This is a genomic window from Pseudomonas sp. UBA6323 (assembly GCF_002439135.1).
In the GTDB taxonomy this organism is placed as follows: Bacteria; Pseudomonadota; Gammaproteobacteria; order Pseudomonadales; family Pseudomonadaceae; genus Aquipseudomonas.
Map to the genome: position 1 here is coordinate 28,822 of NZ_DJSX01000079.1, position 23,972 is coordinate 52,793.

Annotated in this window: 19 protein-coding genes and 2 pseudogenes; 6 read left to right on the forward strand and 15 right to left on the reverse strand. The window is 59.1% G+C overall.

Annotation, left to right across the window (positions count from 1 at the left end; translation table 11 throughout):
• Positions 1-18: 18 nt before the first annotated feature.
• The 4 genes from B3P22_RS19405 to cadR all read right to left on the reverse strand — a co-directional run bounded on the left by B3P22_RS19405 (position 19) and on the right by cadR (position 7,856).
• Positions 19-3,402 carry a DEAD/DEAH box helicase family protein gene (locus B3P22_RS19405; protein ID WP_092378496.1) on the reverse strand — a complete coding sequence of 1,128 codons (3,384 nt, stop codon included), beginning with the start codon at positions 3,400-3,402 and terminating at the stop codon, positions 19-21.
• A 48-nt stretch (positions 3,403-3,450) separates the two neighbouring features.
• On the reverse strand, positions 3,451-4,932 hold the full coding sequence (locus B3P22_RS19410; RefSeq protein ID WP_038664508.1) for a sigma-54 interaction domain-containing protein: 1,482 nt from the start codon (positions 4,930-4,932) through the stop codon (positions 3,451-3,453).
• Positions 4,933-5,288: 356 nt separating this feature from the next.
• Positions 5,289-6,662: a tyrosine-type recombinase/integrase gene (locus B3P22_RS19415; RefSeq protein WP_038664511.1), complete on the reverse strand. Its 1,374-nt coding sequence runs from the start codon at positions 6,660-6,662 to the stop codon at positions 5,289-5,291.
• Positions 6,663-7,421: 759 nt separating this feature from the next.
• Positions 7,422-7,856, reverse strand: coding sequence for a Cd(II)/Pb(II)-responsive transcriptional regulator (gene cadR, locus B3P22_RS19420; protein WP_008175821.1), 435 nt, complete (start codon positions 7,854-7,856; stop codon positions 7,422-7,424).
• A 98-nt stretch (positions 7,857-7,954) separates the two neighbouring features.
• Between cadR and B3P22_RS19425 the strand changes: the two genes are divergently transcribed.
• The 5 genes and pseudogenes from B3P22_RS19425 to B3P22_RS19445 form a co-directional block, all read left to right on the forward strand.
• Positions 7,955-8,851, forward strand: coding sequence for a cation transporter (locus tag B3P22_RS19425; protein WP_008928737.1), 897 nt, complete (start codon positions 7,955-7,957; stop codon positions 8,849-8,851).
• 142 nt (positions 8,852-8,993) lie between these two features.
• Positions 8,994-9,755 (forward strand): ZIP family metal transporter, encoded by a 762-nt coding sequence (locus B3P22_RS19430; protein WP_009686175.1) that lies wholly within the window; start codon positions 8,994-8,996, stop codon positions 9,753-9,755.
• Positions 9,756-10,049: 294 nt separating this feature from the next.
• A complete protein-coding gene (lnt, locus tag B3P22_RS19435) occupies positions 10,050-11,489 on the forward strand; it encodes an apolipoprotein N-acyltransferase (protein WP_009686176.1) in 1,440 nt (479 codons plus the stop codon).
• Between the two features lie 53 nt (positions 11,490-11,542).
• A complete protein-coding gene (gene lspA, locus B3P22_RS19440) occupies positions 11,543-12,064 on the forward strand; it encodes a signal peptidase II (RefSeq protein WP_008930575.1) in 522 nt (173 codons plus the stop codon).
• A gap of 128 nt (positions 12,065-12,192) precedes the next feature.
• Positions 12,193-13,004: pseudogene (locus tag B3P22_RS19445) on the forward strand (ISL3 family transposase); the annotation flags it as partial.
• A 307-nt stretch (positions 13,005-13,311) separates the two neighbouring features.
• Here the strand turns inward: B3P22_RS19445 and B3P22_RS19450 are convergent.
• From B3P22_RS19450 to B3P22_RS19490, 9 genes are all read right to left on the reverse strand, one after another.
• Positions 13,312-13,905 carry a hypothetical protein gene (locus B3P22_RS19450; RefSeq protein ID WP_296272203.1) on the reverse strand — a complete coding sequence of 198 codons (594 nt, stop codon included), beginning with the start codon at positions 13,903-13,905 and terminating at the stop codon, positions 13,312-13,314.
• A gap of 72 nt (positions 13,906-13,977) precedes the next feature.
• Positions 13,978-14,574 (reverse strand): hypothetical protein, encoded by a 597-nt coding sequence (locus B3P22_RS19455; RefSeq protein WP_095460810.1) that lies wholly within the window; start codon positions 14,572-14,574, stop codon positions 13,978-13,980.
• A 4-nt stretch (positions 14,575-14,578) separates the two neighbouring features.
• On the reverse strand, positions 14,579-14,875 hold the full coding sequence (locus tag B3P22_RS19460; protein ID WP_296272205.1) for a hypothetical protein: 297 nt from the start codon (positions 14,873-14,875) through the stop codon (positions 14,579-14,581).
• Positions 14,875-17,355 (reverse strand): hypothetical protein, encoded by a 2,481-nt coding sequence (locus B3P22_RS19465; protein ID WP_296272206.1) that lies wholly within the window; start codon positions 17,353-17,355, stop codon positions 14,875-14,877. Before B3P22_RS19465 ends, B3P22_RS19460 begins: the two co-directional genes overlap by 1 nt.
• A 5-nt stretch (positions 17,356-17,360) precedes the next feature.
• Positions 17,361-17,675, reverse strand: a complete 315-nt coding sequence (locus tag B3P22_RS19470) for a hypothetical protein (RefSeq protein WP_296272207.1) — start codon at positions 17,673-17,675, stop codon at positions 17,361-17,363.
• 10 nt (positions 17,676-17,685) lie between these two features.
• Positions 17,686-18,012: a hypothetical protein gene (locus tag B3P22_RS19475; protein WP_296272208.1), complete on the reverse strand. Its 327-nt coding sequence runs from the start codon at positions 18,010-18,012 to the stop codon at positions 17,686-17,688.
• A gap of 1 nt (position 18,013) precedes the next feature.
• Positions 18,014-18,298: a helix-turn-helix domain-containing protein gene (locus tag B3P22_RS19480; RefSeq protein ID WP_095460805.1), complete on the reverse strand. Its 285-nt coding sequence runs from the start codon at positions 18,296-18,298 to the stop codon at positions 18,014-18,016.
• 151 nt (positions 18,299-18,449) lie between these two features.
• On the reverse strand, positions 18,450-18,983 hold the full coding sequence (locus B3P22_RS19485) for a hypothetical protein (RefSeq protein WP_141239068.1): 534 nt from the start codon (positions 18,981-18,983) through the stop codon (positions 18,450-18,452).
• An 18-nt stretch (positions 18,984-19,001) separates the two neighbouring features.
• Entirely contained in the window at positions 19,002-20,363 is a 1,362-nt protein-coding gene (locus tag B3P22_RS19490; protein ID WP_296272209.1) for a tyrosine-type recombinase/integrase, read from the reverse strand.
• A gap of 330 nt (positions 20,364-20,693) precedes the next feature.
• Between B3P22_RS19490 and B3P22_RS19495 the strand changes: the two are divergent.
• Positions 20,694-20,885, forward strand: a pseudogene (locus tag B3P22_RS19495) (site-specific integrase); the annotation flags it as partial.
• 524 nt (positions 20,886-21,409) lie between these two features.
• On the opposite strand, the gene B3P22_RS19500 reads toward B3P22_RS19495, so the two are convergent.
• On the reverse strand, positions 21,410-22,486 hold the full coding sequence (locus tag B3P22_RS19500; RefSeq protein WP_296272210.1) for an acyltransferase family protein: 1,077 nt from the start codon (positions 22,484-22,486) through the stop codon (positions 21,410-21,412).
• A 73-nt stretch (positions 22,487-22,559) separates the two neighbouring features.
• Entirely contained in the window at positions 22,560-23,969 is a 1,410-nt protein-coding gene (locus B3P22_RS19505; RefSeq protein ID WP_275546797.1) for a lipid II flippase MurJ, read from the reverse strand.
• Positions 23,970-23,972: the final 3 nt, after the last annotated feature.

Below are 23,972 nucleotides of genomic sequence, written 5' to 3' on the forward strand. Positions count from 1 at the left end.
CTATAGGTTGTGCGGCCATCAGGCGGGGGGGCCGGGCTGGTCGGGGTTCTTCAAAAAGGGTTTGAGCACGGCCACCAGTTCGGTGACATCGGCGGGGGCGAACACGCCGTCGATGCCCTCGTGGGAGATGCTGGAAAACGGCGCGTCGTAGAGTGTTTCAATCACGATGCTGCCGTGCTGGGCGATGTAGTTTTTCAGCAGGTTCATAAAGCGCACCTGCTGGGCGGTCAGGCTGGGATGGGCATGGAGGAACTGTTTGAAGTGTTCCTCAATGGCGTGTGCATCCAGGCCAATGATCTCGCGTACGGTGAGGTGCAGTTGATCGGCTGTGCGACCGTAGAACTCGTTGAGCACCTCCAGGCTGACGCCGGGGTGGCTGGTGAGGATGGTCGAGGTCAGGGTTTTCAGCTCGCTCTCGGCAATGGGTTCGCCCTTGTGGATTTTTTGCAGGGTCGGGTTGGCGGCGAGCATGCCGGCAAGGATGTCCTTGAGGCGGCGGCGGTAGATCATGGCCTCGCTGGCGCCAGTGATGTACACCGCGCGCTCGTCGCCCAGCAGGTTGCCATCCTTGGTTTTGGTGGTTCCTATGCCATCACCTGGCCCGGTGCCGGTCTGACGATATTTCATGATGCCGCGCAGTTCCTGGCGGGCGTTTTCCAGCTTGTCGATGCTCGGCTGCAGCCAGAAGTCGGCGCTGCGTACTTCGGCGATCAGGGCATCCTTCTGGCGGACGGCCTGGATATTCACGGCGAGCTTGTCCAACTCGGCCAGCAGGGCAATTTTGCCGTCCTCGAAGCAGGTGGCCTGCTCGACCAGGCAGCACTGAATACCGGCGATCAGCTTATCCAGCGCAGTGGCGTGTTTGTCGCGCAGCACGCGGGCCGACATCAGCGGGGCAATGGTGTTTGTCAGCAGGTGTTGGGTTTTGCCATCGAACTGCTGCAGCTGCTGGGTTTGCTGCAACTGGTGCACGGCGCGCAGTTCACGCTTTACCGCCACGCTGGTGTCGGGCAGGTCGTTGATGTCGGCACGCAGCAGGGCAATGGCGGCGTCAAAGGCAGCGGCATGGTTGTGGCGTAGGGCGGCTTGGGCCAGCGCCAGGCGAGCTTCGAAGGTGGTTTGCAGCAGGGATTTGCTGCCGGTGTCTTCCGGCTCCTGATACTCCTGCTCGAAGAAATCGAAGTTGCCGTAGTGGTCGAAGATCAAAAACTCGGTTTTGTCTTTACCGGGGCCAAACAGGTTGGGGCGCAGGCGCGTACCGCGGCCGATCATCTGCCAGAACTTAACCCAGGATTTGACCGGCTTGGCGAACACCAGGTTGACCACTTCCGGTACGTCGATGCCGGTGTCGAGCATGTCCACCGAGATGGCGATGCGGAAGTCGTTATCCGGCTTTTTGAATTCCTTGATCAGGGTGTCCACGTGCGGGATGGCGTTGTGGATGACCTTGCAGACCTTGGTGCCGTACTGCGGGTAGAGCTTGCAGAAGAGCTTTTCCAGGTGCTCGGCGTGGTCCTGACGCTGGGCGAAGACGATGGTTTTGCCGACCAGTGAGCCGGTCTCATCCTTGATGCCGTTGTTGATCAGGTTTTCCAGGATGATGCGGTCGGTGTCTTCGCTGAAGATTTTGCGACCGATGTCCTTGCCGGCGATGGTGGTGCGCTTGGCCTCCTCCTCGCCGAGGTCCTCTTCGAGCTGGCGCTTCTGCTCGTCGCTGAGGTCGTTGTAGTGGATGCCGTCGCGTAGGAAGTCCGTGGTGAGGTCCTTCACGCGGAATGGCACCAGATAAGGCGGCTCATTATTGATGGCAGCATCGAGGCCGAACTCGAAAGTCGGGTCTGTGGTTTCGCAGTCGAAAATATCGAAGGTGTTGCGGCTGATGAACTTCACCGGCGTGGCAGTGAGGCCGACCTGCAGCGCGTCGAAGTAGTCGAACAGGTCGCGGTACTTGTTATAGATGCTGCGGTGGCTTTCGTCGGCGATGATCAGGTCGAAGAAGCCCACATCAAGCTGGGCGAAGCGGTTCATCATGCCCGGGTAGGTGGCGATGTAGATGCGCGCGGTCTGGTCGACCTTGCCGGTTTCGCCGATCACACAGCGCGGCTCGCTGGGCAGGTTTTGCTTGAAGGCGTCATCGGCCTGCACGCGCAGCTCTTTGCGGTCGCAGAGGAACAGCACGCGCTTGGCCCAGCCGGTGCGCAGCAGCAACTCAGCCAGGGCGATGGCCACGCGGGTTTTGCCGGTGCCGGTGGCCTGGATGATCAGGGCCTTGCGGCGCTGCTGCTGGAAGTGGGCGGCGACGGTTTTGATCGCCTCAATCTGGTAGGGGCGGTCGGCAATGCTCAGCTCTGGGTTGTGTTTCTCCAGCGTGGGGACACGGTACTGGCGCTGATAGGCGAGGTATTCCAGGCTGTCCTTGCTGTAGATGCCGTACACCGGGCGGTAGGTGTTGTACTGCTTATCGTCCCAGATAAAGGTTTCGTAGCCGTTGCTGTAGAAAATCACCGGGCGCTGCATGCCCATGCGCTCGAAGCCGTCGGCGTACATGCGCGCCTGTTCGCGCCCGGCTTGCAGGCTGACATTGCCGGATTTCTTGGCCTCGATCACGGCCAGGGGCTGACCGTTGTCGCCCCATAGCACGTAGTCCGCACGGCCCTTGCCGGAGACGTTGCCGGGGAAATCGACCTCCACTTCCTGGCCGACCTGCGCGGGGTTGCTGACATCCCAGCCGGCTTGCAGGAGCATGGCGTCGATCAGCAATGCGCGGGTTTTGGCTTCGTTCCACTGCAGGCTGTCGGCCACCTTCTGGCTCTGCTGCTGACGCTTTTGCTGATCAGGCTTGGCAGGCGGGTCGACCTTGTCGAGGTGGCGGGTGCGCTCCTGCTCCAGCTTGTCCATCACGCTCTGCAGCGCTTCCTGCTGCTGGTTGAGTTCCTTCTCATAGCTGGAGACGGTTTTCTGCAGGCGGACGAGGGTCGCGGTCGGATCCTGCACCTCGGCAAAGGGCGGAATATCGGCCTGTGCGGTACCGTAGTACTTGATGGCCATGTACATGGCCAGCTGATGGGCGGTCTTCAGTGCCAGTTGTGCATTGCGCAGGTCACCTTCAGCGCCGTGTGCGGTGTCGTTACCCTGGATGCGCAGGAAATTGATCTGGTGCACCAGCGGCTTGCTGACGCAATCGACAAAAACCGAGTTTTTCACCAGGTCGTAGAAGGTTGACTGCGGCATGCGCGGCAGCAGCTCTTCCTTGTAGATGGCTTTGGTCAGCTCTTCGGCAAAGCTGCGCAGGCGAGTGAGTGCGCTGCCCGGATCGATATGCAGGACGGCTTCAGCGAGGCCTGCGAGGTTCGCCAGCAATTCGTTGCCGGTGCGGAGGAACTCGAAGTTGACTGATTTCATGTAGGCGATTCTGTCCATGAGGGTCCTAGAGCGAGGACCGTGCCAGTTTTATTCGATGCCGTATTTGTCCATCCAGTTGCTCAGCGTTTGCTGGCTTTTGAGGCCTAGCAGGCTGGCCGCCCGGGTCTTGTTATTGCCGGTAAGCGTCAGCGCCTTGCGCAGATAATGCCCGGCAACCTCGGCAATTACCCCTTGTAAATCAATGCCTTGAGATACATCTTGAGACAAGGAGCTCTTCTGCTCACGAGGCGATTGGAACATCGCCTGTTCAATATCCGCAGCGCCAATCACATCACCCGGGCACCAGAGGGCGGCGCGCAACAAGGTGGACTGCAACTCCCGCACATTGCCTCTCCACGGGTGATTAAGGATAAGATTTTTTGCTTCTGCGGAAATTTTCTTACCCTTTAGCGATTCGTCCCCTGCGACAATCCCACTCAACAGGGAGTCGGCCAACAACAGCAGGTCACCCTCGCGCTCACGCAGTGGCGGTAGATGCAGGACACCGATGGCAACGCGATAGAAAAGATCCTCACGGAAGCCACCCTCTGCTACGGCTTGCATCAGATTGCGGTGAGTCGCGGTAATCAGACGCACATCCACTCTGACTTCCTGACTGCCACCTACCGGAGTCACTACACCCTCCTGCAGCACCCGCAACAGACGCACCTGGGCATCAGGAGCCAGCTCACCAAACTCGTCCAGGAACAGGGTTCCACCATCAGCCTGCTGGAAGACACCAGCTCGATTCTCAACAGCGCCTGTGAACGCGCCTTTGCGGTGACCAAACAATGTGGAGTCAATCAGCTCCGGCGGAATAGCGCCGCAGTTGACCGCTACAAATGGCCCTAATGATCGAGGACTGGCATTGTGAATCGCTCTGGCGAATAGCTCCTTGCCAGTGCCCGTTTCGCCATAGATCAGGACAGGCACCTGCTTTTGAGCAAGAACCTGCGCCTGCGCCTTGAGCCTGAACATGCGCTCACTCTGTGTAACGATGCTGTCAAAGGCCGCGTTGACTGGGGCCTGGCCGTCAGCAAGCTGAAGCAGCTTGTCACCCGTAATGGTGTTGGCTGCCGGCACATATTCCGCAGCAATCTCGAATGGCACATCGACCTTCTGCACCCCCTGCTCTAACGAGGATTGGTAGAAGGTGACTGGATAGCGGGTCTTACCGAGCAAAATCCAAACCGCCTGCATGGCTGGCGTGCCGGGACTGAGCAGGATGGATAGCTGTGTGCCAGAGACATGCAGCCGCTTTAGGTGTGCATTGGCAGCCTGGTAGATATCTCCGAAATGCACCGGAGACCTAAGCGACTCATAGCTAAGATTGACCTGCGAATTCACCTGCTCACGCAGCCAGGCCAGGTAGGGCTCAACCTGCGCAGCCGGGTAAGAAGAGAGCAGTTCGACCTGATCGAAAGACTCCGCTTTCAGCGTCGAAAGCACAGGCCCAGCATCACTTCCTGATGGTGCTTTGAGGTCGTTTCCACCTACCCAGCAGAGCAGCACATTCTGCTTTTTAGCCACGCTTCCTAACCCTCTGCTTTTACTCGCTTCCAAATGCGCGAATCACCCAGCACCGTGCTCCGCCTCACAGTTTCTGGATAGTAAACCATCTGGTTAGGTTCGGGCTGAGTGAGACGATGCGACTTGAAACGCATTAGCAAATGCGGGGCGAAGCAAGGTTTCTACAGGTGAGTAGGCGTTGCTGAAGGCAAAAGACTGTAGGACTGAAAATCCTACGTACCAGTGAGACAGAGTACGCTGACACTACCGATCCCCCGCGCCACCAGCCTGGGGGCTGGGTCGGGAGGCGGCTCGGGCTAATCATTGACCCACAGCCCCTGATCGCCCGCAGCAGCGAGGCTGCTCAGGACATAGCTTTATTCCCCCTCATCATCTGGTGCAGAGGCCTCCATGCGCCGCCCGTAGAACCCTACCCAGTCCACGTCACCAAACTCCTTCTGCAGCAACCCCTTCAGATAGGCATGCCACCCCTGGAGAGCCTCAGCCTTTTCTTCAAAGTATGAGTAACGGTCATAGATCGCATCCACCGACAGGTCCTTATGGTTGAGGATGCGACTGCGCACGTCCTTGCCCAAGCCATGCTTGGACATGTGCGTGGTTGCCGTACGGCGCAAGTCATGCACGGTCGGACGCGGATAGCCGTCTGCGACCCGCAGCAGGCTCTCCTCTTCAACACGCTCTGGGTCCTTCAGATAGTCATCGTAGAAGCGGCGCATGGCGCGGTTGAGTGAGGGCTGTGTCTGCGGCTTGGCGGGCCAGCGCCCCGGAAACACGTACTGCCCCGGGCTCGGCAATTTTCTACTGTCAGCCCAGCGCTCAGGGTCACTCGACATCACGTTCTGAACCTGCCGCTCACGCAGGTATTTCAGAATGCTCAGCACATCCTCGGAAAGCGGAATGGCAATCGGGTTTTCGTTTTTTTCAAACAGGCCACTGCGGTCCCAGATCACATCGTCGAGATCAATGTCGACCCAACGCATGGTGACGATGCGCCCGGAACGCTGCGCCAGCATCAGACTCAGCAACAGCGAAAACCGCGTATTGGTTGTCAGCGAGGCACCGGCCAGCTGGTGCAGAAACCACACCAACTCATGCCGGTTAAGGCTGCGCTCGCGGCGTTTTTCCTTGGCGACACGCGGCATCTTCACCAGCGGTGTGGCCTCAAGAATCTGCCGCTCCACGCAGAAGTTGAACAGCTTGCGGATCACGGACAGCAGGCGGTTGGCCTGCACCGGCGCGGTTTTGGCTTTGTGATCAAGCAGCGCAATCACCTCCTTGCGCCTGATGTCAGCAATTTTGGTCTTGCCCAGGTGGGGGACAAACTCGCTGCGCAGCATGCGCTCATCCTCACGCCACGACTTCTTGTTCTTTTCGGCCCACTCCAGGTAGCTGACAATCGCCTCTTCGAGCGTCGGGCTAGTGCGGTACGCAACCAACTCGACGAGCTTCTTCTTCCCAGGATCGACGCCCTGCTTGAGCAGCTCCCCCGCCTGCGCGGCCTTAGCACGCGCCTCAGCGAGGGACAGCTCGGGGTATTTGCCCAGGGTCAGACGCCGAGAGTCGCCATGAAAGCTGTAGAGCAAGATGAAACTTATGCATGTTTTGTTGACCCGCACGCCGAAGGTACCCTGCCCGGGCATGGGCGGATCGAGGTAGTCCTGACGGCCTTTTTGCGGGTCGTACTTGAGCCGTTGGAGGATGTGCTCCTTCATCGCCACGCGCTGTTTCATCTGCCCGCTCCTGACCAATTCCGGGGTAGGTTTGGGGTAGGACTATAGCCCATGGGGTAGGTTTGGGGTAGGAATTTGACTAAAGATTAAACAGCGGTTAGATTTTTCAACGCAGCCCAGTAAAATCGACTTATCCCTTTATATTCATGCATTTACATAACATAAAGGCTTGTCAATTTTGCTGATACGACCTGTGGAAAACCTGCATTTGACACTGACTTGTAATCAGTAGGTCCCGGGTTCGACTCCTGGTGCCGGCACCATCTAAATCAAGGCTCGCAGCGATGCGGGCCTTTTTAGTTTCTGAGGCGGGCTAACACCGGGCTAACACCAGCCGGGCAAGCGGCCCCTGTTTCCCCGCCTAAAGTCATTGCCGAACTAAGGCGACAGCCCGAATCAACAAGCCGCACTGGCTAGCCCGCCGCCAGTGGGTACAAATACGCACGCTGCATTCACGATGCCGGAATGTAAGGTTTTGACAGGTTCGCAGAGCCGGCCAGAAACAAAGAGCCCTGCATTCAGCCGTGCTTCTGGGCCAAGTACATATAGGGTATCCGGATTTTTTGGTTGATTGGCTCATATCATGATGACGGAACCAACCATCAGCTCAGCGGATTACCTGGTTGATGACGACTCTTCTTCACGGCCCCTGCAAGTTTGCAGCAACGCCCAGGTTCGCATGCCGAGATACGCAGTGAGGCTTCGCGATCAACACACCATGCATTCACAATGTCACTGCAAGGTCCGGCATGTCTCTGCTCAGTCCTTACGGCCTGAGCTAGCCCTATACAGCTGTTGTTTGCTCTCCTCGCTGATCCCCGTCAGGATGCCGCAGGCATTGATCTCCCGACCCTCGTTGCAACTCGCCCTCAGTGAAACGAGTTGTTGCTCAAGCGCTTGCAGAGCAGTTATCTGCGACCGCACATGAGAGATGTGGTCATCGAGCATGGCGTTGACGGCGGTACAAGGCTGGCGAGGGTCGTCCTGATAGCTCTGTAGCTCGCGAATCTCTGTCAGTGACAGGTCCAGAATTCGGCAGCGGCGGATAAAGGCAAGCCACTCGCCATGCTTCTCGGTATAGACACGGTAACCATTCTCCTGCCGTTCTGGCGGCGGCAACAGGCCCTGCTGCTCATAGAAGCGGATCGTCTGCGTGTCGATACCCGCTATCTGGGCTAACTGACCAATGCGCATCAGGCTTACTCCTCAACGGATCATCTTTCCCATTGACCTTATAGTAGCTATATAGTTTTTAATACTAGCAATCTATGTTGGTTAACTGGAGCCGTATCGTGAGTAAAGCCTGTGGTGGCCCATGTAGCTGCGATGCAACGCCTGCAGCGGATACCGATATGCCGGTCTCCTCCGAAGCGTCAGGGGAATGGGTCAGCGTGTATGCTGTGCCGAAGATGGATTGTCCCTCAGAAGAACGGATGATCCGCTTGGCGCTGAACGGCTTTGATGAGATTCGAACGCTGTCCTTCGACTTGTCGAACCGCCGATTGGAGGTCGTGCATGACGGCGAGGCTGAGCCCATTACCGCGAAACTGGCGACCTTGGGGCTAGGCGCCTCTCTTCAGGAAACCGTCATTGCCGACCCAGAGACGATCAAGGCCGCTGAGAGCTCGGCAGTCTCTGCTACGCAGGAGTCAGGCACTCTGCGCGTGTTGCTCGGTATCAATGCGATCATGTTCGTGGTGGAAATGACTGCTGGCCTGATCGCCCAGTCTACCGGCCTGATCGCTGATTCCCTGGATATGTTTGCCGATGCAGCCGTCTATGGCCTGGCTCTCTATGCCGTAGGGCGCAGTGCGAAAATGCAGGTACGTGCCGCGCATCTGGCAGGGGTACTGCAACTGATTTTGGCTATCGGCGTACTCGTCGAGGTGGTGCGACGCTTTGTTTTCGGTAGTGAGCCTGAATCGCTGATGATGATGGCGATCGCCTTCGTCGCGTTGATCGCCAATACCGGTTGCCTGCTGTTGATATCCAAGCACCGCGAAGGCGGCGCGCATATGAAGGCAAGCTGGATATTCTCGGCCAATGATGTGGTGATCAACATGGGCGTCATCGCCGCCGGTGCCTTGGTCGCCTGGACGGGGTCCAGCTACCCTGACCTGATTATCGGTACCATCGTGGGCCTGATCGTCCTCAACGGCGCTCGGCGCATCCTGGCGCTCAAGGGGTGAGGCTGCACGGTACGCAGCTATCGATGCCTGGGACACTTGATCGAAGTGGCTGTACAAGCGCGCTAGGCCTGAACGACAGCATATAGCGCGAAGGCTCGGAGCCAGCAAGGTAGCGTATCTAGGAATCAACCAAGGAAGGAAGATGATGGATAGTATCTGGCTGGTACTCGGCCTGGCGCTGTTGCCCGCCTTAGGCAATTTTAGTGGTGGGCTCGCTGCGGAGGCCTCCCGAACTACCGGGCGCCGTCTCAATTACGCCCTTCACGGCGCTGCCGGCCTCGTCATTGCGGTGGTGGCGGTTGAAATCATGCCGCGCGTGCTAGAGAACCTCTCAGCCTGGGTAATCGCCCTCGCTTTCGCGCTGGGCGGCATTGCTTACGTAGGTATCGAGAAGCTCGTTGAGAGTCTCCAGAAGCGACAAGGCCAGCAGGGAGAAGGCGGTCAGACGAGTGTCTGGATGATCTATATCGCCGTATCCATCGACCTGTTCAGCGATGGCCTCCTGATCGGGGCGGGGTCGGCGGTCTCACCGTCGGTCGCGATAATCCTGGCGGCGGGTCAGGTTCTCGCCGATGTTCCTGAGGGCTTTGCGACGATCGCCACCATGAAAGATAAAGGAATCCCTCGTAGCAAGCGGATACTGCTCTCTGCTTCCTTCGCGATTCCTGTGCTCTCGGCAGCCGTCTTTGCTTACTTCGTACTCAGGAACCAGCCGGAGGCATTTAAGCTAGCGGCACTGACGTTCACGGCAGGCCTTCTCACGGTCGCTGCCATCGAAGATATGGTCTCCGAGGCTCACGAGAGCGGTGACGATACGCACATCTCACCGCTGGCTTTCATAGGCGGCTTCGTCCTGTTCGTTCTGGTATCAGCGGGCTTGGAAGGGGTGGTATCGCAAAGCTAACGTACTGCTCCCCAACACAGCCACTGTCGTGCTGGCCGAATACGAAGCAGCTCCCAGCTTACGGCGCACCTAGTCGAGTCCAGAAACATTCACTTTGCCACCCTGGCCAGCCGGCCGAATGAATTGACGCAGCTTGATTAAGCGGAGCAAGAAAGCATGAGCCACAGGGTTGATCCTGGATTCGGAGGCGAGAGAGCATTGGGTGATAAGTGCGCGCTACCCTCTAGCCTATACACGGGCGTGCGCTATAAGCCGCTTCTGACAGGGGGGATGGCTCTACTTGCTGGAGGCGCCATGCCGCTTGCCTTTGCCCCTGTGGGCTGGGCATGGCTTGCGGTGATCGCTCTGGCAACATTTTTTGTCCTGACCGCGCAGTCTTCAAGGCGTCAGGCGCTGTGGTCGGCCTACCTCTTTGGCCTTGGCTACTTCGGCGTGGGTGTCTCCTGGGTCTTTATCAGCATTAGCCAGTACGGCAATGGCCCCGTGGTGGCGGTGTTAGTCACGGCGGCCTTTGTCTCGCTGCTCGCCCTCTTTCCATGGGGCGTCGCGTACCTCGTGCGCTGCCTGCGCCCTGAGATGGATGCAATGGCACTCTGGCTAGGGCTACCTGCGGCATGGGTGCTGAGTGAATGGATGCGCACCTGGTTCTTGACCGGCTTTCCCTGGCTCTTCATTGGCTACAGCCAGACCGACACCACACTTGCCACTATCGCTCCCGTCTTTGGCGTGCTTGGCGTGAGTTTACTGGTGGCACTTCTCGCTGGCGGGCTTGCCTGGGTTGTCCAGGGGCCAAGCCTGCGCCGTGCTGCGGTAGTCGGTGCCGTGTTAGTCGCTACCCTCGCCGGCTTGCAACTGCTGGATCGTGAATGGACGCAGCCAGCCGCTGACCCGATCGATGTCGTCCTCTTGCAAGGAAACATCGCGCAAGACAAGAAATGGGACCCGAGATACCGGGACATCACACTTGAGCGCTATCAGGCGCTTACCGCGCAGCATCTCGGAGCCGATATCGTGATCTGGCCAGAAGCGGCAATCCCGATGTGGCATGACCAGGCCAAAGCATATCTTGCTGAGCTTGAGGCGTTAGCCGATCAGGCAGGCACATCGTTAATGATTGGCGTCCCGGTACGCGAGGCGGAGGGCCGTACCTACAACGCCGTGGTAAGCCTCTCCGATCCCTCAGGCTTCTACTACAAACGCCACCTGGTGCCCTTCGGTGAATATGTTCCGTTTCGGGATCTTTTGGGGTCGGCCCTCGACGTGCTCGGGGCGCCCATGTCCGACTTCACACCGGGACGGGAAGCGCACGTCCTGAATGCAGCAGGGGTGCCCGTAGGGGCACTCATCTGCTACGAGGCGGTCTTTGGTGCCGAAGTCACTGAGCTTCTGCCCGAAGCGCAGTTACTGGTGAATGTCAGCAACGATGCCTGGTTCGGCAGCTCGCTCGGCCCCCTCCAGCATTTCCAGATGGCACGCATGCGTGCCATCGAAACCGGACGTGACCTTCTTCGAGCCACGAACACCGGTATCACAGCAGCCATCAATCATGAGGGCAAAGTGCTCAAGCGTGCTCCGCAGTTCGAAGTGGCCACCCTCAGCGCCGAAGTGACACCGCGAACTGGCGCGCCCCCTTATGTGCGCTGGCGGGATTGGCCTGTTCTTGGCCTGACCGCACTCGGACTCGGCCTGCTCCTGCTCCGTCGAATTCGTCGGCATCATCGGTTGGGTACATGACGCTTGTTATTTAGCAGCGAGCAAATTCTAGATTGGGTCAGGAGGAAGGGGATATGTCTACTTATGGCAGTCGGCTCGCAGAGAAAGCCCACGAGCCGGGAAAGGCGATGCGCTGGCTGTGGCTCTCGCTCCTGTTACTGTTTGTCGATCAGGCGAGCAAGTACCTTGCCAGCACCATGCTAGCGCATGGTGAAAGCGTGCCTGCCGCACCCTTCTTCAATTGGGTCCACCGCCACAATACGGGGGCGGCCTTCAGCTTTCTCGCGGATGTCGGCGGTTGGCAGCAGCCGCTTTTCATCGGACTGGCCCTGGTTATCTCGATATTACTGGTGTACTGGCTTTGGCGTTCACCACGCGTACTGAGTTATCGGCTCGCCCTCAGTGCGATCCTCGGCGGCGCGTTGGGCAATGTCGCAGATCGCTTGCGGTTAGGCTACGTAGAGGATTTTCTCGATTTTCACTATGCCCAGTGGCACTGGCCATCGTTCAACCTAGCGGACGTATGGATCTTCCTCGGTGTCGCCCTCTTTATTTGGGCGGAAATACGACATCAACCAGGCAGCCGCCGCCGCTGAATCGCCTAGCGTCTTCGCTATCGCATGCTTGACTTCCGGAATAGGCGCGTCCTGGGCCTTGATAAGGCGGCACGCCTTCATGAGCCAGCTGTACGTTCCTGATGCACGACTGCTGCCAAGGGCTCTGCTGCATCCTAACCAATCTGGAAGAGCGCACCCTGCTGGACCTGCTACCCGGTCGTCAGCAAGAGAGGGTGACAAGACGCCTCATGAGCATGGCCAACCGCCACCAGGTCGAGATCGTCAGCATGGACATGTGGAAGCCCTACCGCCGCGCCTTCCAGACGGTGCTGCCACAGGCCCGTATCGTGGTCGATAAGTTCCACGTCGTGCGCATGGCCAACGAGGCCTTAGAGAAGATCCGCAAAGGCCTAAGGAAGGAGTTGAAGCCCAATCAGCGCCGGACCCTCAAAGGTGACCGGAAAATCCTGCTGAAGCGCGCTCACGACGTTTCAGACCGCGAACGGCTCATCATGGAGACCTGGACAGGAGCATTCCCCCCAGCTCTTGGCGGCTTACGAGCACAAGGAGCGCTTCTACCATATCTGGGACTGTACCAATCGGCGTGGTGCCGAACAGGCTCTCGCCACCTGGATTGACAACATCCCTCCAGGGGCAGAAGGAGGTTTGGAAGGATCTCGTCAGCGCCGTCAGTGGCTGGCGTGAAGAGATGCTGACCTACTTTGAGACCGACATCCCGATCACCAACGCTTTCACGTAGTCGATAAACCGCCTAGCCAAGGACAAAAACCGTGATGGCCGGGGCTATTCGTTCGAGGTAATGCGAGCCCGGATGCTCTATACCACCAAGCACAAGAAGAAGGCGCCACAAGTCAAGGAATCCCCGTTTCTGGGCAGAGCCACCATGACCTACAACATGGGACTCCCCGAGCCTGAGAAGATCTTCGGTGTCGATCTATCAACCTTCTGGAAGGACTAAGGGTTGGATGGGGCTGGAAGGCCCATCAACCACTTAATCCGGATACCCAGTATGCGGGCGGTCAGCAGCCGGATACCCGCTCACGCCCTGCTGCTCCAAGATGCCACCTTCGCTATCGGAGCCGCTGTACGGATGCTCTCCCTGCCAGCTTTCCGGCTCGGAGCTTGAGCCAGCCTATCCGGAGTTGGGTAGAGCTTACAGAAGCTCCTGCCGCCAGCGCTCCTGCTCCCTGAGTAACGCAGCCAACTCCCGTAGCTGCGGCCTTATCCCTCCTTTCCAGGCATTGCGCGCAGTCCGCGCCTTACCGTTAGCGCTGGTCGGTCCGGTGCTTTGCTCCCACGGGCGCCATTGTCGGATCAGCTCCGCCTGCCGCGCCCGCCGTTCGGGCGTCCAACCCTTCGCCATGCTCCACCTCCAATAGTTCGTTTGGCGCTTTTTTGTTTTTCCTCGCGTGCGAGGGACTGCCGGCGTTATTGACCTGTACTTGGTTGCCGATATTGGCTTGCTTCACGAAGGCCACCTGTTTCGGTGCCTTGAGTTCGCCCAAGGTTTGCAGCGTGGCCCGCGCCTGATTCTGCGCCTTCAGCGCCAGCTTCATGTAACGCTCCAGCTTGTCCATATCGGTGCTGGTCAGCGCATTGGTGGTCAGCCTGGCGAACAGGCCGTCCAGGGTGTGAGCCTGCGCAATCAACATGCCTTCTGCCCGCGACAGGTCGTTGCTCTGTACCGCAGCCGTCTGCTGTTTAAGCTCCTTGATCATTTCGTTGATCTGCGTGTGTTGAATGTTTTGGCAGATCGTCAGTACCGACGCACTGAGGCATTCAGGGCTGGTCACGGTGCGGGCCAAGGCTCGCTCTGTGGCTTCGCCATGCCGCAGTTCAATTCGCAGGTTTTGCTCCATGGGTTTCTCCAGGCTTTTCATTGATCGGGCCGGTGATGCTGATACGGATCGGCTCTTAGGGGCACGCTGTCGCTAGACCAAGCGCAACGCCACCTTTGCCTTCGGCCCAAACATTGCGCCGGGCGCGAACGGGTCGGGCAGCAGGTGCGTGGGTGTGATGTGGATGAACTCAGCAACTGCCAGAAAGGCAGCCTCGTACAGCGGGCTACCGGCGCCCCATTCATCGCTCCGGCGTTCGGCGCCGCTCTCCAGATCGTGAACGGCCACCAAGTCGGACAGAGTGCGCCAGCCTTCTCGCCGCGCGCGTTCACGATCCACGCGGTTGATGTTCAGCAGATCGGCCAGCGCCTCGAAGCCCAGGGCGTCAGCGATGCCGTCATGGTCCAACACGATCAGCCGACCATAACTCAGCAGCACAAGGCGCAGGCTCTCCCATTCGGTGGCACGGTGGTGGCGTGCTTGTTCTTCCATCGTATCGGCGGCCAGCTTAGTGAACGGCTCGAACTGGCGCAGCTTGCGGGCTTGGCGTCGAAGCTCCCGGCGTTCGGCGCATATCTGGGCACGGGCTTCGCACATACTCCGACAGACGCGCCGAGCAATGGTCAGGGTGTCGCGAGCCGTAGTGGTTGGCTTGAGACCGATCTCGGCCAGGGTGCGGATGATATTCATGGTTTCAGTTCTCCAAGATGTCGGCGTTAGGCCAGCGCCAGCGAGCGGCGGCTAAAGCTTCGGAATAGGTCATTGGCTGGCCGACCATGCGGCACTTCTCCCCGCTGGGTATGAGCACGTCCCAGGCGGTGCGCCGCATCTCGCCATCGTTAGCGGCGACCTCTGCGATCAGCACCAGGCGATTGCGCTTGATGTACTGCCGTAGGTCTGGCGTCAGCTTGCTGGATGGGGAAACGATCAGGCGCCCATCCTTGGCCTTTACGCTGAACCCCCGGCTGCTCAGGAAGTCGATGGAGGCCATTAGAAAACCTCCGCGTCGGCATCGTCGAACTCGGGAGCCTCGGCGGGGGATATGTCCCGACTCGAAGTCCTGCATGTCCTATTGTCCTGCTGCTTGGCTGCTGTTGGGGTGTTTTGCAGGACTTCAGGACTTGCAGGACTTTGCTTCGGTAGCTTTCTTTTGATCTCCCACTTAACCGCGCCGCCGATCTTGCCCAAGCACTTGCAGTCGATGCCCAACTGCCGAAGCGCTGGTGCGGCTCGGCGTAGTGCGTCGCCAAGCCCTTTAGGTGAGCGCGGCCAGGAGTCGCAGCCGGTCGGGCGGTACTGCTCCAGGGTGAGCAAGATCTCCTTGGCTGGTGCTGTCACGCCTTGCGGACGCGCCTCGATCATGTCCACCACAGCCGCCGCAACAGGGCTTGCGTCAATAGTGCGCGCCAGGCTCTCTTGCCGGCTTGCGCCGAACTCCCGCATGAAGTCCTCGGGGGCGTGTCCGGCAGCTTGCGCGACGGCCATTCCAAGGAGTGCGAACTCGACTAGGCGCGGACGGTCATCGGCGGTGATGCGCATGTCCGGCAGAACTGCCAGCGCCTTTGCCGCAATATCCAGCAGGCCGCCCAGCAGGTGAGCACGGTTCTCCTCGTACTCACGCCACAGGCCGGTTACTTCCTGGCGCTCGGTGATAACGGGCGTCTCGATGGTAATGGCGCGGTCCACAAGATCCTGTGCAGTCACAGCGGCGGAAATGCCGTTGAGAATGATCGGGCGCTTGACGGTGATGACGCTCTCCTCGGCGTCTGAGTACAGTTTGCGCTTGGCAAATCCGCCTCCGGTGGCGAGCACACAAAGCGCGTCCTGCATGGGTGCCGGCAGGTGAGAAATGTTCTCGTAACTGACCATTGCGCAGGCTCCGGCCGATACGAAAACATCCTCGACTGTCTTGGGTGCCCCGCGCAGGTCGCAGGCGTTGGGGTCGATCAGCCGGCGCAAGGCTATTTGTGTCGTGCTCTTGGCGCTCCCTTGCTCGCCCAGCAGCTCCATTACCGGAAAGGGTGTCTCCGGTCGCAAGCATTCAATCAACCACGTCAGGGCCAGCAGACGGGAGCCGTGCGGCACGTTGGCAACCTTCCACAGCGCGTCGATAGACCCGCCGGGGATAGGATCGGGTAGCGGCTGCATAGACTCGGGGCGAACGAAGGCGATATCGACTTCCTCGACGATCTCCCAATGCCCAGCGCGAAGTCGAACGGCTCGGCTGCTGCCAGGGGCGGCCAGGTCGAGCCAATACTCTCCATTGCCGCCTGCCGTGCGCAGGTGAACAGAACGCAGTTCGCCGTGGAACCGACCAAGCCCGGCCAGGGTGGTTATTGCCTCGCGAATAGACTGGTCTCGGGGCGCCTTGCCCGTGTCCATGTAGAAGCCAGCCACCAGACAATCGCGGAACTGCCGACTGGGCAGGCTGCGGACTTCTCCGGTCTTGCGGTCGCGGACAAACACGTCTTTATTCGAGTCGTGGAACAGCTCGAAGCGTTGCTCGACGAATTTGACCAGCAGCGATGCCTGGCTCTGCTTTTCGTCATCCTCGTCGCCTGGCTCGAAGTGTTGCTCGGTAGGCGCGTCATCCTCGGGCAAGTGATTGCCGGGCGCTGCCACCAGTTCGAGAAGCTGCTCGACAGTTCCGCCTGCATCAAGCCAGTCGGACACGTCGCCCTTAGGAGACAGGCCAGGGAGACAAAGCACTCGCACATCCGCCGCGACTATGCCGAGCGCGTGCGCTACCTTGTCGGCGTGCTTGCGCCCAGGCTCGTCGTTATCAGGGAGGATGACCACGGGGCGGTCGGCAAAATGTTTGCTCAGTTCGTCCGGCCACTTTCCGGCTCCGCCAGCGTTGCAGGTGGCCACCAGCCCGAGTGACTCCAGCCGGAGCACGTCTTTCTCGCCTTCGACGATGAACACCGGATGGCTAGGGTTCGCCTCGATCAATTGCGGCAAATGGTATGGAACCTGGCGCACGCCCTTAACCGACCAGATCCAGCCGCCTTTGCCGTCCGGCCTGCGCTGGCGAAAGTCTTTAGGCTCGAACCGGACTACCTCGAACAGCAGCCTGCCTTTCTCGTCCTTGTAGCCATAGGTGATGTCGATTTGCGGCTTAACCAGGACTTTAGGACTTGCAGGACTTTGAGTCGGCTTCTGTTCTTTCAGTCCATTTTTCTCCAGCCAGCTCAATTGCCCGGCGCGGGTGGTGATGCCCGTCTTTCTTGAAATCAAGTCGAGCACGCCGCCGCCGATGCCCTCTTCGTGGTCGTGCCAGACACCCTTTTCCAGATCCACAGCAAGCGACCCATGCGAGCCGAAACGCAGCTCGGTAGGTTTACTGAGTGCCGCATTGGGATCTCCCAGCAGCAGGTTGGCGACTGGCCCGATAATGCCTTGTAGGTCGGCAGTGCCTTTCTCCGGGCAAAGCGAACCCTTCGGCGCATGGACGCCGTTTTGAATAGTCATTCGGGTTACTCCTTGTCGAAGCGGGAGCCGATGCCTTGCAGGAAGGCGCGCCCCGGATTCGCTGTGTCTCGAACTTCGCCAATGCGGGGCTTCACCCGCTCGGTGTCATCGCCTGCCCGGACACACTGGTCGCTTTCGTAATGGTGGGTAATCACCAGCACCACAATGTTCGAGAGAGCGCCTCGCAGCATCCCGGCCAGTTCGGCAGGCGGGGCGGGCGGGAAGCACGACAGGAAGCCGTCTTCCAAGTAGCGGATGGCGACAACTTGGCCGGCGAACCCTTTCGCGTTACAGGTAGGGGTAAAGGGAGGTGCGTTCATTGCTCACCTCCTAAAGCTTGGCTGTCAGCGCCGCCAGAACGGCGCGGCCGCGCTTGTACTCGCTTTCCGGCAGGCTATCGCGGGTGTCGGTACAAGGCTTGCCCCAGCGGTTCGGCACCTTCTCCGTCTGGCGCTGAAAGGCCAGGCCATAGGAGTTCGCCAGCACGGAAATGGTGGACGGCAGACAGTAGTCCCCCAGCCGTTCAGCCTCGAAGCGGTTGGTGCTGGTGCCGCTCAGAAGGTGCGAAAGGATGCGAGCGATCTTGGAAGGCGGTTCGGTAGTCGACTTACTAAGCGACTGGCAGCGCTTTACTTCGGGGGTTGCAGTCTTTTTCATGTCAGACCACCTCGCCCGTATGACTGGTGGTGCGGCGAGCCAGGAACTCGGCAAGGTCGCTGATGCGGTACTTCACCAGGCGGCCGACCTTGAGGTAAGGCAGGTTGTAGCGGCCAGTGGAGCGCCAGACGGCCAGGGTGGTCGCCTTCACTTCGAGAACTTCGGATGCCTGTTTGTCGCCGATGGCAACGGGCGGGTTCTTCGGGTCAAGGCCGAGTTGCTCAGCGATCTGCTGGGCAATCTCTGCCTTGAGCGCGGCAAGGTCTATGGCGTGGGTTTTGGTCATGTGAATAGCCCCGTTTGGATTGAATCGGCGGGGCTATGTTTGGAATAGCCCCGTGTGGATCGGTCCGACGGGGCTATCTTCGAGAAAGGGGCGGGGCTTTAAAATTTGCGAACCGCTGCGGATTCAATATTTACAAAGCCGCGGCAATATGCTACTCGCTCGCTTTTCTTCTGCCGGGCTCGCGAGCGTATTGGGGGGCAAATGACGCAATCCACCCCTTCACTCGACTTAATGTCAGTTTCTCTTTTCCGCTCTGGTTTTCCATGGAAAAGCCTTCCCTGAGCATGATGTCGCGAACCTGCTCGGCCACCTCCATAACTGAATACTCCTGTCGAAGTGAGTCAGCCTCCCAAAATGCAGCGGCTTTCGCTCTGGCAACGTCGGCGTATAGCTCTGTCGCGGTATTAGCGATTCGCCGGTTTTCGCCAGCCTTCTCTGCTTGGTCTGCGATCACTCCCGCATAGTGACTCCCTATGCAGGTCGCTAGGCTGGCGAGATACAGGGCTAGCCGCTCTGCCTGCTCATAAGCCTGGGGGTGCGCATTCTGAAGTTCAGATAAGGCGCTGATGGCGTTATCGAGGAATGACTGGGAGAGAGGCATAATCGCGTCATCTTCTGGCATGGATGCGATCAAGCCTTGCAGTCCCCTAAGCTGGTCTGAAAGTAAATTGGTGTTGTTCGCCACGGTCGCCTCCTTGCGCTATCAATTCTTCGTGCTGCGCGTCGGCAGTTTCACCACTTCGGCAGGTTGCTTGATGCCTGCGGCTTCGAGCATGGCCGCTGTTGCTGTCTCGACGGACTGGCGCACGGGGTCAAGGTCGAGGCGGGCATAAATTGCCGTCGCTTGGTGGGTCTTGTGGTTAAGCGACTTGCCGATGATCGCCAGAGATGCGCCAGTCTTGGCCTGCCAGCTCCCGAGGGTGCGGCGCAGGTCGTGAATGCGTAAATCAGTCATGTCATAGATCGCCGGGTCGATGCCCAGCGAGTCGGCAAGGGCGCGGTAGCGTTTCGCTGCGGCTGCTGGCGCTGCTGCGACTTGCTGCTCAGCCTGCTGGCGCTCTTCGCCAGTCAGTTTGCCCAGTCCGTCTAAGTGGTCGAGAAGGCGGCGCAGGCTGGCGCGTAGCAGGATCGCAGCCCATGCCTTCTTCGGTTCGACCAGGTGGCCAGTCTTGCCATCGCCAGGAAACACGAATTGCGAGGTGCCGGTCGTGCGCTTGCGGGCATGCAGGGCAGCCACGGCCTCGGGCGACAGGGTGACATTCTGCGGCGTGCCGTTCTTGGTCATGCCGATACGCCAGACGCGGGCGTCGAGGTCGAGGTCGCGCCAGGCCATTGCCTGCACGTTGGAGCGGCGCGCGCCAGTCAGCAGCGACAGCAGGAAGAAGTCACTCAGGCTGGATTCGCCGATGGCTTCGAGCAGGTACGGCAGTTCTGCGGCCTGGGCGAAGCGGTCGCGTGATACCACGGCGTTCTTCTGAATGCGGCTGGCAGGATTGGTACCGCTGAAATGCTCATGATCGGCGGCGTAGTTGAACACCGAGGAAATGATGGCAACGGCCTTGTCTGCTTGTCGTGCGCTCTTCTTGCTCGCCTTGGTATGAATCGCCTTCACCTCGGAGCGGGTGATGTGCGACAGCTTGCTGTTGGCGATGGCCCCCATGTGAAGTCGCGCTGTGTCGAGGTAGTCCTTCCTGGTGCGCTCGGTGATCGGCGAGCCGTCACGCTTTTTCTTATGCGCGAGCATGTCGGCCAGCATCTCGGTGAAGGTCGGCTCCTGGCGAATGGCGCGACGCGCTGCGGCTGGGTTGGCTCCGGTGGCGAAATCGCCGAGGATCTTCTGCGCCTCGCCGCGTGCTTGCTCGACGGTCATCTCGGGGAAGGTGCCGAGCTTCACCCAGGCAATCGAGGAGCCGGCGCGCTTCACGACGTAGAAGGTGCGGGAGCCGGCCGAAGTGATCCGCATCGCCAGCTTCGGCACTTCTGTGTCGTAGACGGCGAGACGCCTTCCTGCCTCTGGCGGTTGCAGCGCCAGCAGTGCCGTTTTGGTGAATTTCAGCTTTGCCATGATCCTGCCTCTGCTGTGTCGGGCTAACACCGGGCTAACACCGGGCTAACACGGGCTAACACGGGCTAACAAATTTGGTCGATTTTAGTGTTAGCCCGTTAAGGCAATACTAGGCTGAAAGCCTCATCCTGTATAGGCTTGTAGTGTTTCGTAAATCAGAGGGTATCGTTACACCCACTGACTTGTAATCAGTAGGTCCCGAGTTCGACTCTTGGTGCCGGCACCATTTACATCAAGCCTACGGGCTTTGGAATTTCCTAACCCCGTACTCATATGTTCCCGAGGTAGAGTTTCGGTACAGCCCCGTACCGAGTACACCTCGGAGAACATATGGCGACCCTCGTAAACCCCTTCTGACACCTGGAAAGCAGTCATCCGCAAGACTGGCTGGCCAACCTGCTCCAATTCCTTCCGAACCAAGCGTGATGCCGAAGACTGGGCACGCCGCACCGAAGACAAGAGGGGCGTGGCGTCTATATCGAGCGCAGCAGCTCGGAGTGCATGACGAGCGCCCCATCGCTACCTCACCGACGCCTTTTGGGTCCCAGATTCCCCTATGCCTTGACCTAGCTGGTTAGCTGTATGTGATGGCGTTCGAGCGTTTTGCACCGCTCACCTCGGCTAGACAGCCAGCACCATTATTAGAAGCAAGACTTCACGTTCAGCATGGTCGCCATGCTGCGCGTCGGTGGACTGATCCATCAAGCGGCCATGCCAGAATGCCTCTAAACGCCAAAACAAGCGGCTGGCAGAGACTGCGTCGAGCCTTCATTTGGCAGTACGGGCGATAATTACAGCAAAGCCTTGGTTAAGGCCCTTAAATGTACAAGGCCGGGCTGGTTGTCGCTTAGGAGGAGCCACGAGACAACTAGTAAAACTACCGACGCCTCCTGAACTCAAAACGACAACTTCGCCTGTGGAGGCGAGCCCAACCCCGCTAGCAACAAAACAACAAACAGGTCAGGCCTTGGCCGCCTGACCTAAACAAATAAACCTAAAAAGCCGGAGCAACTCGAATCCAACCGTAATATTACAAAACCCTTCGCTTACTCTGAGGCCTGACTGGCTGTCGCCTTTTTCAATTTTTTCTTATTCTTTTTCTTCCAAGCAGGTAAATACATCACACGCAAAAAACCAAATCGCTTAATAAATTCACCAATCAGCAAGGAAACAATCACGGTAAACACAAGCGCAATAGCGGCACCTAAATGGTCAGGAACAGAAAACCATCTCAGCAAGGCGAAGCTTTTGTTTTGAATCTCACCATGGAAGATCAGGATAATCAGAGTCGATTGCCCGATATATGTCATAGCTTTGGAAAGCCAGCTCCAATGTGTCATCAGACCTGACAACGCCCAACAGATATACACCCCCAGAACCGCCAACAACGTGGTCCACAGCCAATGATCATAACGTCGTTGCGCCAAATCCATAGTCACGGGATGAAAAAAGAAAATCATGCCGAACAATACGACGCTGACTAATAGACCTATCAACGAGGTTTTATGTGCACGCAGAGCCGAGCGTAATAGATAGCCAAGCAAGAAGTATGCGCTACTGATAAAAACAACATCGGCACTGAACGGCAGCCCAGGTATGCTATAGGAGTGGCCAAAAAAGGTGACCGGCGAATGCCACGACCAGCCAAGCAGCCAGATTCCCAGCAGCATCTGAACGACCACGACAAGCCACATGATCGGAGCGGGGCACCGCAACGACTCAAGCAGGCGCAACAACAACCAGCTGTATAGAATTGCCAGCCAGAAGTGCGGCAGGAACCACAATGCTTGCCAGGGCAGTGTGCTGACCGAGGCATAGAACAAGCCTACGATATCCGGTAGCAGGGGCTGCCCTCGCAACACATCACGCACCACGACATACAACAACATCGTGAAGAAGAAAGGTTTGAGCAGGGCATCGGCCTTGCCAATAGCCGTTTCAGCGAAGGTACCAGTGGTTTTGAAGAAAACCCCGGAGAGAAAGAAAAACAGCGGCAGAATGAAGGACGCCAGCAGCGGATAGAGAAAATCCGGCGAGCTGGCCACGAACCATCCATGCCCGAACACAATGATCAGGATACCCACGCCCTTGGCGATATCCATCTGAATCCAGCGCTGCTCCACCTTGCTTCCCCTTCAAGAAAGCCCGCTACGGGGCTCTGACTGTTCGTGTGTTCGTGAGACGTACCCGCACCGCTCAGGCGGCACGCCAGGGCCGCAGTATCAATGCCATGCCGGCGAGCGTCGCCGCCGCGAACAGCGTAGTCAGCCCCAGTTGCAACCAGGTGTCTGCCACGCCGAAAAGACCTCCTGCGCTGATACCCAGCAACAAGCCCGCACACAGCCAGTACCGCACCCAGGCCAACTGGCCCAGAAGCGCCTGGCGGCGCATGAGCGCTAGGGCCGTGACCAGCACGCCTGCCACGGCTGCCAGCGGTATACCGGCCAACCCCAGCCACCAGGGCAGCGCCAGCAACAACAGCGCGTTGACGCCGCTGCCCAGAAGTTCGCAGTACAGCGGCTGAACCGTGTCGCCGGTTGAATAGGCATAACGGGCGAGCAAGGCATTCCAACAACCGAACACCAGCGGCAGGGCAAACCAGGCAAGCAGCGCCGGTAGCGGATCAGCCCCCAGCGATGACGGCAGCAGCAATGCCACCAGCGCAGGGGCGGCGCCCACCAGGCCGATGCCGGCCGGCAACGCGAGCAGGCTTGCCGTCTCGACCCCACGTCTGAGCAAAGGAATACGCTGCGTATCGGCTCGGCTGCTCATCAGGCCCAGCAGCACCTGATTGAGGCTCATCAATGCCACCAGCGGAAGGTTCACCAGCTTGCGGGCCAGGTTGACCCAGGTAACAGCGCCCTCCCCGAGCAGCGACGCGACTGAACGCTCAAGCAGGGCAAGCCCCTGGCTCGCCGCGTTGCTGCCAACCAACGGCAACATGCGCTGCCCCAGTAGCCGAAGTGCCTGCAGGGAGCCGTTGCTGCGCCATGGCCTCCAGCCCTGTTTCCATTGCCAGGGCAGCAGCGAGCCGGCCATTAGCACGCTGCCCAGCACGCAGGCCTCGGCTACACCGGAGACACTGCTTTGCGTCCCCATGCTTGCCAGATAGATCACGGGCGGTGCGTTGAACAGCACCGAGCCCAATCCCGCCATCACGAAGCGCTCACTGGCCTGCAGCGGCACACTGAGCAGCGCATGCAGCACGAAACCCGGTATGCACCACGCAAGCAGCCGCAAGGTGTCACCTGCCTGGACCTGCCCGGCATCGCTCAGGCCCAGGCCGATCACACCGACAATCCATGGAGCCGTAACGAGTACCAGCAGCGCGACGGCCAGACCGATCAACGCAAGCTGCGGCAACAGCGCCCCCATCCAGCGACGACGCCCCACCTCGTCCTCGGCCAGATAAAGAGGCAACGCAGCGGCACTGAGCAGCCCACCGGCCAGCGACATGCGAACCGCCTCCGGCAGAAACAGTGCGACAAGGAAGGCATCGCTCTGCGCGCCAGCGCCCCATGCGCTGACCAGCAGCCACTCACGGGCAAAGCCCAGCGCCAGGCCGAACAGGGTAACCAGGGTGAGCGACGCGGCGGAGCCAAGCATGGT